Annotated in this window: 15 protein-coding genes and 2 pseudogenes; 9 read left to right on the top strand and 8 right to left on the bottom strand. The window is 69.5% G+C overall.

From position 1 onward, the window contains the following. Nucleotides 1–42: 42 nt before the first annotated feature. From GCE86_RS15010 to GCE86_RS14990, 5 genes are all read left to right on the top strand, one after another. Entirely contained in the window at nt 43–1461 is a 1419-nt protein-coding gene (locus GCE86_RS15010) for an FAD-dependent oxidoreductase (protein ID WP_154227549.1), read from the top strand. Further along, a complete protein-coding gene (locus tag GCE86_RS15005) occupies nt 1461–2738 on the top strand; it encodes an MFS transporter (protein ID WP_154227548.1) in 1278 nt (425 codons plus the stop codon). The genes GCE86_RS15010 and GCE86_RS15005 overlap by 1 nt, the downstream gene beginning before the upstream one ends. Nucleotides 2739–3204: 466 nt before the next feature. Next, nucleotides 3205–3426: a hypothetical protein gene (locus GCE86_RS15000; RefSeq protein WP_163636721.1), complete on the top strand. Its 222-nt coding sequence runs from the start codon at nt 3205–3207 to the stop codon at nt 3424–3426. A gap of 61 nt (nt 3427–3487) precedes the next feature. Next, complete coding sequence (locus tag GCE86_RS14995; RefSeq protein ID WP_204341962.1) at nt 3488–3838, top strand: hypothetical protein; 351 nt, start codon at nt 3488–3490, stop codon at nt 3836–3838. Nucleotides 3839–3851: 13 nt separating this feature from the next. Further along, complete coding sequence (locus GCE86_RS14990) at nt 3852–4034, top strand: hypothetical protein (RefSeq protein ID WP_154227546.1); 183 nt, start codon at nt 3852–3854, stop codon at nt 4032–4034. A 53-nt stretch (nt 4035–4087) separates the two neighbouring features. On the opposite strand, the pseudogene GCE86_RS14985 reads toward GCE86_RS14990, so the two are convergent. Beyond that, a pseudogene (locus tag GCE86_RS14985) lies at nt 4088–4422 on the bottom strand (YnfA family protein). 787 nt (nt 4423–5209) lie between these two features. On the opposite strand from GCE86_RS14985, the gene GCE86_RS14975 reads away from it, so the two are divergent. The 3 genes from GCE86_RS14975 (at nt 5210) to GCE86_RS14965 (ending at nt 6963) form a co-directional block, all read left to right on the top strand. Next, nucleotides 5210–5752, top strand: coding sequence for a carboxymuconolactone decarboxylase family protein (locus GCE86_RS14975; protein ID WP_154227545.1), 543 nt, complete (start codon nt 5210–5212; stop codon nt 5750–5752). A 39-nt stretch (nt 5753–5791) separates the two neighbouring features. Continuing rightward, nucleotides 5792–6445 carry a nitroreductase family protein gene (locus GCE86_RS14970; protein WP_239542411.1) on the top strand — a complete coding sequence of 218 codons (654 nt, stop codon included), beginning with the start codon at nt 5792–5794 and terminating at the stop codon, nt 6443–6445. Nucleotides 6446–6564: 119 nt separating this feature from the next. Further along, nucleotides 6565–6963 (top strand): MmcQ/YjbR family DNA-binding protein, encoded by a 399-nt coding sequence (locus GCE86_RS14965; RefSeq protein ID WP_204341963.1) that lies wholly within the window; start codon nt 6565–6567, stop codon nt 6961–6963. 38 nt (nt 6964–7001) lie between these two features. Here the strand turns inward: GCE86_RS14965 and GCE86_RS14960 are convergent, their stop codons facing one another. After that, nucleotides 7002–7364 carry a zinc-binding dehydrogenase gene (locus GCE86_RS14960; RefSeq protein WP_204341964.1) on the bottom strand — a complete coding sequence of 121 codons (363 nt, stop codon included), beginning with the start codon at nt 7362–7364 and terminating at the stop codon, nt 7002–7004. A 312-nt stretch (nt 7365–7676) separates the two neighbouring features. Here GCE86_RS14960 and GCE86_RS14955 point away from each other — a divergent pair. Further along, a pseudogene (locus tag GCE86_RS14955) lies at nt 7677–7910 on the top strand (4-hydroxy-2-oxovalerate aldolase); the annotation flags it as partial. Between the two features lie 147 nt (nt 7911–8057). Here GCE86_RS14955 and GCE86_RS14950 read toward each other — a convergent pair. From GCE86_RS14950 to GCE86_RS14930, 6 genes are all read right to left on the bottom strand, one after another. After that, nucleotides 8058–9665 (bottom strand): alpha/beta hydrolase fold domain-containing protein, encoded by a 1608-nt coding sequence (locus tag GCE86_RS14950; RefSeq protein ID WP_154227543.1) that lies wholly within the window; start codon nt 9663–9665, stop codon nt 8058–8060. A 227-nt stretch (nt 9666–9892) separates the two neighbouring features. Next, on the bottom strand, nt 9893–10018 hold the full coding sequence (locus GCE86_RS32370; protein WP_275587108.1) for a hypothetical protein: 126 nt from the start codon (nt 10016–10018) through the stop codon (nt 9893–9895). 276 nt (nt 10019–10294) lie between these two features. Continuing rightward, a complete protein-coding gene (locus GCE86_RS14945; RefSeq protein WP_154227542.1) occupies nt 10295–11305 on the bottom strand; it encodes a mechanosensitive ion channel family protein in 1011 nt (336 codons plus the stop codon). A gap of 28 nt (nt 11306–11333) precedes the next feature. Beyond that, entirely contained in the window at nt 11334–11534 is a 201-nt protein-coding gene (locus GCE86_RS14940; protein WP_154227541.1) for an MFS transporter, read from the bottom strand. A 148-nt stretch (nt 11535–11682) separates the two neighbouring features. Then, nucleotides 11683–12855 (bottom strand): zinc-dependent alcohol dehydrogenase, encoded by a 1173-nt coding sequence (locus tag GCE86_RS14935; protein WP_154227540.1) that lies wholly within the window; start codon nt 12853–12855, stop codon nt 11683–11685. Next, a complete protein-coding gene (locus GCE86_RS14930) occupies nt 12852–13205 on the bottom strand; it encodes a hypothetical protein (protein ID WP_154227539.1) in 354 nt (117 codons plus the stop codon). Before GCE86_RS14930 ends, GCE86_RS14935 begins: the two co-directional genes overlap by 4 nt. Nucleotides 13206–13216: the final 11 nt, after the last annotated feature.

Genomic DNA, 13216 nt, shown 5'->3' with positions numbered 1-13216 from the left:
CGCCTTCTTGATTCGACAATTTTCAACACAGAGGAGTTTCCGATGAGTGTCCTGGACGAGCTGCCCGTCGTGGTGATCGGCGCGGGCCCGGTGGGCCTGGCCGCCGCCGCCCACCTGCGCGAGCGTGGCCTGCCCTTCCTTGTCCTGGAGTCCGGCGACACCGCCGGCGCGGCCGTGCGGCAGTGGGGGCACGTGCGGGTGTTCTCCCCGTGGCGCTACAACGTCGACCCGGCCGCCCGCCGGCTGCTCGACGACGCCGGCTGGGTCGCCCCGGCCGAGGACGTCCTGCCCACCGGCGCGGAGCTGGTCGCCGACTACCTTCAGCCCCTCGCGGAGCTGCCGCAGCTCAAGCCGCACCTGCGCTACGGCGCGCGGGTGGAGGCGATCAGCCGACTCGGCCTGGACCGGCTGCGTACCGCCGGCCGCGAGCAGACTCCGTTCCTGATCCGCCTCGCCGACGGTGACGAGCTGCTGGCCCGCGCGGTCATCGACGCCTCCGGGACCTGGGGCACCCCCAACGTCCTCGGCGCCTCCGGCCTGCCCGCCCGAGGCGAGACGGACGCGGCAGCGTTCCTCGAGCACGCCCTGCCCGACGTGCTCGGCGCCGACCGGGACCGCTTCGCCGGCCGGCGCACCCTCGTCGTCGGCGCCGGCCACTCCGCTGCGAACACCCTGCTCTCGCTGGCCGAGCTGGCGGCCGCGGAGCCGGGCACGGAGGTGACCTGGGCGATCCGCTCGGCCAGCCCGGCCCGCACCTACGGCGGCGGCGACGCCGACGCGCTGCCCGCTCGCGGCGCGCTCGGCTCCCGCCTGCGGGAGCACGTGGACGCCGGCCGGATCCGGCTGCTCACCGGCTTCTCCGTGCACGCGCTCACCCCGACCGACGGCCGGGTCGCCGTGGTCGTCCGCCACGCCGATGGCACCGACGAGTCCATCACTGTGGACCGCATCGTCGCCGCCACCGGCTTCCGCCCCGACCACTCCATCGCCGCCGAGCTGCGCCTGGACCTCGACCCGATCATGGGCGCCACCCGCGCCCTCGCCCCGCTGATCGACCCGAACGAGCACTCCTGCGGCACCGTCCCCCCGCACGGCGCCGACGAACTCGCCCACCCCGAGGTCGGCTACTACGCCGTCGGCATGAAGAGCTACGGCCGCGCGCCCACCTTCCTCATGGCCACCGGCTACGAGCAGGTCCGCTCCGTCGTCGCCGCCCTCGCCGGCGACTGGGACGCCGCCCGCGACGTCCAGCTCGACCTGCCCGAAACCGGCGTCTGCAACAGCAACCCCGCCGACTCCACCGGCAGCGACAGCTGCTGCGGACCGGCCCCGGCCGCGGAGACGGCTGGCAAGGGCCTGGCCACCGGCATCTCCGGCGGGCTGCTGTCCGCGCCGCTCAACCTGATCAGCCTCGACGCCGCACCCGCCGGCGGCCAGACTGGCGGCTGCTGCGGCAGCTGATGACCACCAACCTCACCACGGTGCCCGCCGGCCGACAGGCCGGCGGGCACCACACCCACGGCCGGCGCATCGTCGCGGCCCTCGCCATCACCACCACCATCGGCTACGGCAGCCTCTACTACGCCTACGCGGTTCTGCTCCGCCCGATCGCGGCCACCCTCGGCGTTTCCGCCACCGCTGTCACCGGCGCACTCACCGCCTCCGTCCTTGCCGGCGCCCTCATGGCCATCCCCGTCGGCCGGTGGCTCGACCACCACGGCGGACGCGCCCTCATGACCGTCGGCTCCATCACCGCCACCGTTCTGCTGATCGCCTGGTCTCAAGTCCAGACCGTCTGGCAGCTCTTCGCCGTCATGATCGGCATCGGCGTCACCGGCGCGATGGTCCTCTACGAGCCTGCCTTCGCCGTGATCGTCACCTGGTTCACCCCCGAACGCCGCGCCCCCGCGCTGCTCGCCGTCACCATCGTCGCCGGGTTCGCCAGCACCATCTTCATGCCGCTCACCGGCTTCCTCGACGCACACCTCGGCTGGCGCAGCACCCTGCTCGTCATGGCAGCCATCTACGGCGTGGTGACCGTACCCCTGCACGCCCTCACCATCCGCAAACCTCCGGCACGGCCGGGTGCGTTGCCGGTCCCGCCTGGGCGGCTAAACAACCGGCAGCGGGCATCTGTCGCGCGCGCCGCCATGCGCGACACCAGGTTCTGGATCCTCGCGGGCACCTTCACGGCCCACGGCGCGGCCACCAGCACGATGACGGTCCACATCCTCGGTTACCTCGCCAGCCGCGGCCACCCCGCCACTTTCGCCGCCTCCATCGCCGGCCTGCTCGGTGTCCTGTCCGTCACCGGACGCCTTGTGCTGACCGTCGCCCGCCGCCGGCTGGCCGTGACCACCATCGTCGCCGCTGTCTTCGCTACGCAGGCCGTTGCGGTCCTCGCCATGCCCGCGCTCGCCGGGACCCCGATCGGCGCGATCATCACGGTCACCGGCTTCGGACTCGGGTTCGGCATCGCCAGCCTCGCCACCCCAGCACTGCTCGCCGACCGCTACGGCACCGCCGCCTACGCCACCATCGCCGGACGACTCACCGCCCCCATCACCACCGCCAAAGCCGCCGCACCGCTGGTCGCCGCCACGGTCCTCGCCCACGATGGTTACAACGTGCTGCTGGGAGTCGTCGCGTGCGCGTGTTTCCTTGCAGCGGGCGGCATGATGATCAAGCGGGGGAGCGGAACCCACACCGGCGGCAGGCAGGTCGGCCAACCCGTTTAGGGCAAGGCTTCGGAGCGGGCGAGCTGCAGGCCTCAGCCGAGGTGGAGTCCGCCCGTTGTCCTAGGACGGTTTAGAGGCGGTGTTCTGGGTCAGTCTCGCCGTCCGGCGCGGGCAGGCAGTGCTGGGGCCCGCTGATACGCCGAGGCCAGGTCCTCCTCGGTGAAGCGGACGAGGCGGTGGCAGGGGATGCGGCCCTAGACACCCAGCGCCGGAGTGGTTTCCGCGCTGCGCAGCTTCTTCGCGAGCACGCGCGGTGGGGTCAGGCGGCGCGGCGCTGGGTGCGGCGCCGCGCAGTGCTGTTCTCCCGGGCGGTGCGCGGCGGCCAGGCCACGCCGGAGGAGCTGACGAAGGCGGCGCTGCGGTGGTGCGACCAGCAGGGCTACGAGGTGGTCGGGGAGCACGTCGGGGCTGCGGCTGGCGGGAGGCCGTCGCCGCCGTCGGCGAGGGCGTCGCCGATGTGGTGGTGGTGTCGTCGGTGGAGCGGCTGGGCTTCGGCAGGCAGGTGTTCGAGCGGATCGCGGCGGTGCGCGCGGCGGGCGGCGACGTCGCCGGCCCTGGCGTGCGGATCGACGCGTACGGCATGGTGGTCGCCGCGCGGCGATCCGCGAGTAGATGTGAGGGAGATTCCGATGCGGCGAGCGCCTTGACATTCCCCTGTACTGGAAAGTTCCAGTCTGGTACCCGGTAGAGGCGTGACGGCCACGCGGTGTGCGTTTACCACCGGGGCCGCTTGCTGGGAGGAGGCTGTGATGACTTCAGCAGCAGATGCTGCAGGGGCCGAGGCGGAAACGCTGGACGGTCGGGTGAGGGTTGAACTTCGTTCGGTGCCAGACTGTCCGAATCTTGCCTCGACACAGCGGACGCTGCACGCCGCCCTGGCCGACCTCGGGTTGCCGCTGGCGGTGGCCATCGAGGTTGTGGGGGACTATCCCTCGCCGTCGGTGCTGGTCAACGGCGTGGACATGATGGGCGGCAGCGGCGACGGGGCGGCGGTGTGCCGCCTGGATCTCCCCAGCGAGGGGTCCATCCGTGCTGCCCTGCGCCAGGCGATGGGCGCGGCGCCCGATATCGCTGCGACGGGGCAGAACCTGGCAGATTGACAGGCTGCGGCAGGTGCATCGGGCGATCCTGGGCCAGTTCGCCGCCACCGGGACCGCCCCCAGCGACGACGACATCCGCGCTGCCGCCGATGCGGCAGACCTGGACACAGCCAACGCCCTGCGGGAACTCGCTCGGGAAGACCTGATCGCCGTCGACAAACCCGAGATGATTCAACTGCTCGAAGCCGGGCATTGAAACGCCCGCATCCCTAGCGATCCGGGCGGCGCCATTGAGCATGACGGCTGGCGCTAGTTGCTGTGCGGGGCGTACATGATGACGGCGACGCCGACGAGACAGATGACTGCCCCGATGATGTCGTAGCGGTCGGGTGGGAACTTGTCGACGACCACGCCCCAGGCGAGGGAGCCGGCGACGAAGACGCCGCCGTAGGCGGCCAGGATGCGGCCGAAGTTCGGGTCGGGTTGGAAGGTGGCGACGAAGCCGTATGCGCCGAGGCCAGCTATGCCCGCGCCGATCCACAGCAGGCCGCGGTGCTCCCGCACACCTGCCAGATCAGCCAGGCTCCGCCGATCTCAGCCACGGCAGCGACGCCGAACAACAAGATCGACCGGATGATCGTCATGGCGTTATGGGAGCACACCGGCACGGTGCGGCACCCGGGGGGTGCCGCACCGTGCGCCGGTCATGAGCCGCACCCTGCGCCACCGCATCCGCAGGTTTCACCAGTGGCTGCAGCGCGCTGCACTTGGCGGCGGCGATGCAGCCACCACATGCCGAGCGAGCCGAGGCTGCAGCCGTCCTCGAACGGACGCCCCGAGAGGACGTAGAAGTTCGTCCAGTCCTGGAACGCTTCGACGGTGTCGAAGCTGGCAAACCGTTCGCTGCGATGGAAGCCGAGGCGTGGTCGGCCTGCCAGTCGATGACCGCCAGGACGAGGTTCTTCCTGGCGGGGAAGTAGTGGCTCAGCTGCGAGCCACTCACACCTGCAGCGCGGCGGACGAGCTCGTTGTTGGTTGCGTGAACCCCTTGGCGTAGATCAACGCCGCCGCGTGCTCCAGTATCCGCTCGCGCGTGGCCTGGCCCCTGGAGTCAGCTTCTGGGCCGCCTCCGCCCCGTGGTCCACCTGCATGTAATCGACGTTACACAACCTGGGCTTGGAAACCCGCTCTTGCGGGTGTTCACTCAAACCACTGGACTAGATAGTCCAAAATCTCATGCGACGGCCGCATGCGCCAGTGTCCGCTCGCGCGTGGTTTGGCCCTTGGGAACGAGCTTCTGGGCTGCCTCCGCCCCGCTGTCCACCTGCACGTAATCGACGTTACACAGACTGGGCTTGGAAACCCACTCTTGATGGTGTTGACTCAAGCGAGTGGACCAAATGGTCCAGTAAGGCCATCTGGAGGTTCACCATGTCTCGCCTGACCGCTCCCGCGCACGCCGACATCGACGCGAAGACGCAGGGCGCGCTCGACGCCATCGCGAAGCAGTTCGGCTTCGCGCCCAGCATGTTCACCACGCTCGCCGCGAACCCGACCGTGCTCGAGATCGTGATGGGCCTGCAGGGCAGCATCGCGAAGCTCCTGGACGCCAAGACGCGCCACACGATCGCCCTCGCGGTCTCTCAGTCGAACGGCTGCCACTACTGCCAGGCACTCCACGGTTTCATCTCGTCGAACCTCGGCGGTATGTCGGCGGAGGAGATTGAGCTCGCCCGCATGGGCACGTCCAGCGACCCGAAGCGCGCCGCCGTCGCGAAGTTCGCGCAGCACGTGATCGAGACGCGTGGCCAGGTCAGCGACGAGGACCTCGCAGCGATCCGCGAGGTCGGGTATATCGACCCGGAGATCCAGGCGATCGTCACGATCGTGGTCGTCACCCTGCTCACGAACTACCTCAACAACGTCAGCGACACCGTCGTCGACATCCCCGGCGCCGACCACCATTCGGCCTGACTTTCCTCTCCACCCGCCGTTCGAACGAAGGAAAGCACGATGTTGAATCTCGACAAGCTGATCACGAAGCACCTCACCCGCTACTTCGACCCGAGCAAGAGGATCCCGGAGGAGACGTTCCAGCAGCTGCTGCGTTACCTGCGCACCTCGCCGACGACGATCAACATCCAGCCGAACCGTTTCCATGTGCTGGAGACGCAGGATGGCAAGGACAAGCTCGCGGACGCACTGGTCGGCCGCTTCGCAGACAACGCGGAGAAGGTGCGCAACGCGTCGCACGCCATCATCTTCACAACGCGCAAGGACATCCCCGACACGCACCTGCAGGAGATCTTCGAGAAGGAGCGCGCCGACGGGCGCTTCGCCGACCCGGAGATCCAGAAGGGATGGGAGGCGGGCGCCTCCAACTTCGTGGAGATCCAGACGGAGAACTATGGCGGGAACGTGCTCCACTGGCTTGAGAAGAACACCTACCTCGTCGTCGGCGCCACGATGATGGCCGCCGCATCCCTCGGGGTGGACGCGACGCCGCTCGAGGGCTTCGACCGCAAGACCGTGGACGCGGCCTTCGACCTGACCGACACCGACTACACGACCACGCTGCTTATGGTGCTCGGCTACCCCGACGAGGCTCGGGTCTCCCGCCAGCCGGTCTCGCGGTTCGACGCGGAGAAGATCTTCACGCACATGTGACGGACGGGGCGGACATCGGACCGCGGTGCCGGCCCCGTTCACATCGACTCGGTTGCCCGCCGTCCGCACCTCCTCGACGGACTCCGGGCAATCGACCCCCTAAGGACCTCGAGGAGGTCATGATGCAGCCTGATAAGGCAGTGCAGGATCGAGCCGCGGCCCGCGCCGCAGAGCTTCCCGGCTCCGAGCACACACACCAGGTCACCGGCGACTGGCGGGTATGGAAAGTCGGCGGCAAGGTGTTCATGCTGCAGACGTCCATGCCCGGCGAGCCCGTCGTGATCCTGAAAGCGGATCCATCCGACGCAGAGGCGCTCCGCGCAGCTCACGTGAGCATCTCGCCCGGCTACCACATGAACAAGAAGCACTGGATCACGGTGCGGACGGGTGCGGACGTCGAGCCGGCGCTTGTCGACAATCTCGTGACCGAGTCGTACCTCCTCGTCGTCGCCGGCCTGCCGAAGCAGAGCCGTCCCGTCGATCCCGCTTCGTTCCGCGTCCCGCCCTCCGCCGACTGATCACGCTGACGCCAACCGCGCCCAGAGCGCTGTTGCCCTCATCCGAGCAGCGCCCGCCGGCGCATGGCGCTGCCGCGGACGTGCCCTGTCTGGCTGGCGCGGTGGGCGGCGGCCGCGTCGGTCAACGGATCGGTGCGGGCGACGGACACCTTCATCGTGCCGGCCGTCACCAGCGCTGCCACCTCGGTCAGAATGCCGGCCATGTCGTCGGGCTCGCCGTACGCGAACCGCGCACCCAGTGCATCCGCCAACGGGTCGGCCAGACCGATCACCCGAACGGGGTTCCCTGTCAACTCCACCAGGGCGCGCAGGGAACCCCGGCCCGCCGCGTCCAGGGCGGCGTCCACACCGTGCACGGCGACGGCCCGGACCCGGTCGGTCAGGTTGGCGCCGTAGGTCACGAGGCAAAGGCTATGAGGAAGGCAGGGTTCCCTGGCACACCGAGGTGCAGGGGTTTTCCGCCACTGGCCAAGCAGTAAGGACGGCCGCAGCCGCGACACCGACGGAAGGACGGGCGATGGACACCGAGCGAGATACAGAACGGCTGGCAGCCCTTCGCGCGAAGTTCAACGCCTACGTTGACGAAGGCATCCGACCATGACGGGCGACCAGGTCTTCGGCGTAGCCGCGCCGCCACCGACACGACGACGCCCGATCCTGAAAGTCGACGGTGGACATCCGGCCGTAGAAGGCGAAGCGGATGCCGGGTGGGGGTCGTCCGGCCACTCCGGGACCGCCCGGTACGCGTGGACCGTGAGACGCTCACTCTCGGATACGCCGGTGTCTACTCAAGCTTCCTCCGACACGCCGAGGCAGCCTCGGTGCACTACGGCGTCGACGTACGCACGATCTTTCACGAGGTCGGTAAGCGGCAGTTGGTCGGCAGGCAGGAGGACATGATCGTCGACATCGCGCTCGACCTGCTGGCCTCTCGCACGGCGAGCTGAGTCTCGCCTCGGGATGGTGTCCGCCGTTGTAGGGTGCCAAAACGGCATGGCCCGCCATTCTCCCGCCAGCGGATCGCAGTCGGGGACCTGCCATCGGATGCGGTCGTCGGGCCAAACAGGGCCTAATCCGCGACATGGCAGCCGGCGTCACCCGATGACCTTGGCCCCGCGCATTGGCGCACCATCCAACGGATGTGCGGCCGGAGCCTCCCCGAACGCCTGGCGCAGGTGCAGAGCGACCTCCTCTTGGGCGTGCGCGGCCTTGTCCAGCACCGCGGCAAGGCCGAAGAAGTCGTGCATCACTCCCGCGTAACGGACCGACGTGGCCTGCACGCCGGCGGCCTCCAAGCGGGCGCACCACTCGTCGCCCTGGCTCTGCAGCACGTCGCGGTCGGTGGTGACGATCAGTGTCGGCGGCAGACCGGCGAGGCCTTGCGCGGAGAGCGAGAGCAGATCGACCCTGGGGTCTGTCAAGCTGTCGGTCACGCCACGGAAGGCGTGCATGATCATCCAGGACAGCAGTGGACGATTCAGCGGCCGGGCGTCTGCGGCGTCCCGCATGGACGCGCCGTACTGGGCGGTGGTGGTCAGCGGGCAGACGAGCACCTGCGCCACGGGCAGTGGCTCACCTGCCTGCTTGAGCTGACCGCAGGTCGCGGCCGCCATGTTCGCTCCGACGCCCTCGCCACCGACGGCGATGCGTGACGGGTCGCCGCCGAGCCCGGTGGCGTTGGTGCGGAGCCACCGGTAGGTGGCCAGCACGTCCTCGTGGGCGGCCGGGAACACGTGCTCGGGAGCCTTGCGATACTCCGGCGACACCACGATCGCGCCCGTCCGGTTGACCAGGGCGCGGCAGGACGCGTCATAGTCGTCGTTGGTGAACAGGATCCAACCGCCACCGTGCACCCACATCACGACGGGCACCGGATCGGAGGTCTGGCCGAGCGGCTTGTAGACGCGCACGACCAGATCACCACCCGGGCCGGGCACGCTTACGTCCGCTGCCGATCCGACCTCCTCGGGGTCCGTCGGCCGCCCGTCCTGCTGCAGTATCTCCATCGCCGCGTCGGCGAGGCTCGGCTGCTGGCGGGCCTGCTCGAGGGTGAGGAGTTCATACGGGGCCAGTACCAGTCGGGACCAGGTGTCGAGGATCCGCTGCGCCTGGGTGTCGAGCAGCCAGGAGGCGTCGGTCGCCAGGACGTTGCTGCGGCCGGATACCCGGTCGCGTACCTTGTCCATGAACCCGGCGGCCACGTGCATGAGCCCGCGACGGCGTCCGGTGGGCGGGACTGTGGGATGCGAGCGGGCCGGGGCCGACCGCTTGGCGGCGAGGTACCGCTCGCCGAGCCGCCCCATCTCCTCCGCGCCCACCGCCCGACGCAGCGCCGGCAGGAACTCCCGTTCCTCCTTCTCGATGTGGTGCCGGATACCGCCGATCAGCTCGTTCAGCGCCCGCTCGAATTCATGGGTGCCGGGATCCGCGTGGTCAAGCAGGACGAGCAGCCTCTTGAGGGCCTGGTGCTCGTCCCGCCCCTCCTCGGCGTCCGCGGCGGCACCGATCTCGGCCAGCGCCGGATACAACGCCTCCTCCTCGGCGTCGGCGTGCAGGGCACGGCCGTAACTCACCTGGTCGACCAGCATGCGCCGGTCACCGCGTCCGGCCTCGAGGTGCTCGAAGAGGCGGTTCGCCACCACGTGCTCGTCGGCGATGAGGTGGTCGAGGTCGCCCGGCAAGGTCGCGTACGGCAGCGTCATCGGACACCTCCTCCTCGTCCACACTTACCGCAACCGGCGCCGCCTTCGCGGCATAACCTGGCATGTCGCCAAGAACCCGAACGGGCGGGTTGACGCTGGTCAACGCACATCCCAGCCAGGCGTTGGCGCCCGGCTGCACCCGCAGTGAACATGGGTCGGCCGCGAACCACCACCTACATCACGGCCGACCTGCCCTCTGTCGCCGCGGCGCTGGTCGCCATGACCGGTCAGCCACACCCGCCCGCCTCCTGCTTCTCCACCTCCGTGAGCTGGGTGACGGGAACATCGGTACGGCGGCTGACCACCTCGGCGATGTCGCTCATGTGCACCTCGGGCACCGGGGGCTGCCCCACGCCGCAGCCTGCTCGGCTGCCCGTTGCAGCAGTTGCCGCGATTCGGTGGAGAGCAGCCGGGACAGGTCCACCCGTTCCACCGGACGTCCCGCGAACGGGTCTCCGCCGAAAGAACCGACTGATCAGGTCGTCCAAGGAGCCGCCGGGGATGCGGAACGCGTCGAGCGACATCTCATACCTTCCTGTCAGTGGGGTCGGTCCTCGGCACAGGCCCACCCCACTGACAGCTGCGCACCTTTCACCCGTCAAGGCGGTTTTTGTGGGTTTGCGGGGAGGTCAGGGTTTGTACTCGCTGCGGGTGCGGGGGAGCCACTGCGGGTGGTTGTCGCGGATGTAGCCGATCAGGCCCTCGCGGAGGTCGCAGCGGAGGTCCCAGGCGCTGGCCCCGTCGGCGGCTGTGGCCTGCACCTCGATCACGACGCTCGATGCGGTGGCGTCGACCATCTGCAGTACCCACCGGCTCCGGTCCCACAGCGGTGAGGACTCGACCAGCCGTTGCGTCTCCGTGCGCAGGTCCCCCAGGTCGGCGGTGTGGTCCACGTGGATCTGGACCTTGCCGACCACCCGCGCCTCGTGCCGGGACCAGTTCTGGAACGGGCGCTCGGTGAAGTACATCGTCGGCAGGATGAGGTTCCGGTCGTCCCACAGCCGGACGACCACGTTGGTCAGCTTGACCTCTTCGACCCGGCCCCACTCGCCCTCGATGACCACCACGTCGCCGACGTGCAGACCGTCCGAGAAGGCGACCTGAATACCGGCGAACGCGTTGCCCAGCGCGGTCCGGGCGGACAGGCCGATGAGCGCGCCGACGACGCCGGCCGAGCCCAGGACGGAGATCCCGAACGCGCGTATGGGCGGGAAGGTGGTCATGATCAGGCCGATGGCCACGATCGTGACCACTACCGCGGTGAAGCGTCGGACGGGGCGGATCTGGGTTCGGGCCCGCCGGATCCGGCGGTCCGCGACCACCTCCGGCGGCAGCCGGCTGAAGGTGACGCCCTCGCCGACGTGCAACGCCTTGATCACCAGCCAGGCGACGCTGCCGATGAGCACCAGCCCGACGACGTGTCGGGCGTCGCCGAGCCATCCGGTCGGCCGCGGCGGCAGGGCGAGGTACAGCCCGGTGAGGAGCAGCACGGCGGCCGTCGGACGGCGGCAGGCCTTCCGCAGTGGTCCCAGGACCCACCGGTAGCGGCCGTGGTCGGCGCGAGAGACGAGCCTGCGCGTGCCGATGTCCAGCAGCACGGCCACCACCAGCGTGGCCAGTGTGATCAACGCCGCGCGCATCAGGCGGCGACCGCCGTGGTCTCGACCGTCATCCCGCTGCGCTCCTCGCCCACGTCATGACGTACTGTGCGCCGACCGTCTGCATCCAGGTGTCGATGTTGGCGGCGAGCAGGGCCAGCCAGAAGTTGCGGTAGACCGCCGTCCGCAGCGGCGACCAGCCGAGACGGGAACCTCGGCGGGGATGCCTCCGGGCGTCACCACGGCCCGTCCGCGCGCAGCACGCGCTCACCGCAGACGTAGAGGTCGTCGGGGGCGAGCAGAAGCAGCCGTACGACCTCCCCGGCTACCTCCTCCGGCTGCGCGTAGACCTCGTCCAGGAACTCGTCTCCGACCAGCTCCTGCAGTGTTCGCCGTCGAGGCCGTGGAGGTGCCGATTCTCAGGCGGGTTCGAAGACGGCGCGTACGCAGCCGTCGAGCTTGTTCTTGAACATGTTGTATCCCTGTGGCGCCTCGTCGAGAGGCATGGTGTGTGTCGCGAGGTGTTCGGTGACCAGCTCGCCGCGTGCCATCCGTTCGAGCAACATGGGAATGTAGCGGTGTCCGTGCTGTTGGGCGCCACGCAGGGTGAGGCCCTTGTTCATCACCGCCCCGAGCGGGAACTTGTCGACGAGGTTGGCGTAGACGCCGAGCAGGAACACGCTTCCGCCCTTGCGACAGTGGTAGATGGCCTCGCGGGCGGCGATCGGACGGTCCGACTCCAGGCGTAGCTGCTGTTTGACCTGGTCGTACAGGTATTGCGGGCCGGTGCTGTGGGACTCCATCCCCACCGCCTCGATGCACACGTCAGGCCCACGCCCGCCGCTGCGTTCCAGCAGCTCACCGCCGACGTCCTGGGTCTGGTAGTTGAGCGTTTCCACGCCCAGGTACTTCTCCGCCATCTGCAGCCGATTGGCGAAACGGTCGATGATGATCACCCGCTCCGCGCCGAGGAGGACGGCCGCGCGTGCGGCCATCTGGCCCACCCCGCCCGCGCCCCACACCGCGACCACGTCACCGGCCTTGACCCCACCGAGGTCCGCGCCCATCCAGCCGGTCGGCGCGGCATCGGAGGCGAAGAGCGCACGCTCGTCGCTCACCTCGTCCGGGACGGTGAAGGCCCCCTGGTCGGCGTACGGAACGCGGATGTACTCGGCGTGGCTGCCCGCGAAACCGCCGAGCGCGTGGGAGTAGCCGTAGCAGCCGCCGGGTGCGAAGCCCCAGACGTTCTCGGTGATCGCTGGGTTGGTGTTGCCGTTGTCGCACAAGGAGTACTGCTGCTGCTGGCAGTACCAGCAGCGGCCGCAGGAGACGAACGAGCAGACCACCACCCGGTCGCCCACCTTGTGCTTCCGCACCTGCGGGCCGACCTCGACCACCTCGCCCAGGAACTCGTGCCCGAGGACGTCGCCCCGCTCCATGAACGGGATGTACCCACCCAGCAGGTGCAGGTCGGAGCCGCACGTCACCGTCTTGCGCACCCGGATGATGGCGTCCTGCTCGTTGCGCATCGTCGGGTCCGGAACCTCGCCCACCGACAGTTCGTTGACGCCTTGCCACATCAGTGCCTTCACAGTCGCCCCTCCCGGCGCCCCTGCCGCGTCGCCATCTGCAGCGGTTTGTTGACCACCGTCGGGTGGGTGGTGGGTGGGAAGTCGGGATGCAGCACCTCGCCGGTCTCCAGCAACTGCTTCGCCTCCCGCAGTGCGGCGCGGATCGCCTGGTTGGGATCGCGACCCGCGAATCGTCTGGCCCCTTCGGTCACCGGGGACTGAGCGCCGTCACGCAGCCGTACCGCCAGCTCGATGCCGCGGTCCCCCGCGGCGCGGCGGATCCGCACGTCCACAGCGTCACCGAGACCGGCCAGTGGCTCCGGAAGTGGCGAGTCCGGGGTCAGCTCGTCGCGGGCTGGGTTCACGGTCACCACGTGCCACC

It is taken from the genome of Micromonospora terminaliae, assembly GCF_009671205.1.
GTDB classification, from domain to species: Bacteria; Actinomycetota; Actinomycetes; order Mycobacteriales; family Micromonosporaceae; genus Micromonospora; species Micromonospora terminaliae.
Note: the sequence above shows the minus strand (reverse complement) of the source record. Positions and strands in the feature narration are given on the sequence as shown.

Excerpts from the sequence above, each read along its gene's own strand:
- GCE86_RS14945 (WP_154227542.1), bottom strand. The coding sequence starts at position 11,305 with ATGCGCGCGGCGTTGATCACACTGGCCACGCTGGTGGTGGCCGTGCTG.
- GCE86_RS14965 (WP_204341963.1), top strand. The coding sequence starts at position 6,565 with ATGATGCAGCCTGATAAGGCAGTGCAGGATCGAGCCGCGGCCCGCGCC.
- GCE86_RS14995 (WP_204341962.1), top strand. The coding sequence starts at position 3,488 with ATGACTTCAGCAGCAGATGCTGCAGGGGCCGAGGCGGAAACGCTGGAC.
- GCE86_RS15005 (WP_154227548.1), top strand. The coding sequence starts at position 1,461 with ATGACCACCAACCTCACCACGGTGCCCGCCGGCCGACAGGCCGGCGGG.
- GCE86_RS14950 (WP_154227543.1), bottom strand. The coding sequence starts at position 9,665 with ATGACGCTGCCGTACGCGACCTTGCCGGGCGACCTCGACCACCTCATC.
- GCE86_RS15010 (WP_154227549.1), top strand. The coding sequence starts at position 43 with ATGAGTGTCCTGGACGAGCTGCCCGTCGTGGTGATCGGCGCGGGCCCG.
- GCE86_RS14975 (WP_154227545.1), top strand. The coding sequence starts at position 5,210 with ATGTCTCGCCTGACCGCTCCCGCGCACGCCGACATCGACGCGAAGACG.
- GCE86_RS14970 (WP_239542411.1), top strand. The coding sequence starts at position 5,792 with ATGTTGAATCTCGACAAGCTGATCACGAAGCACCTCACCCGCTACTTC.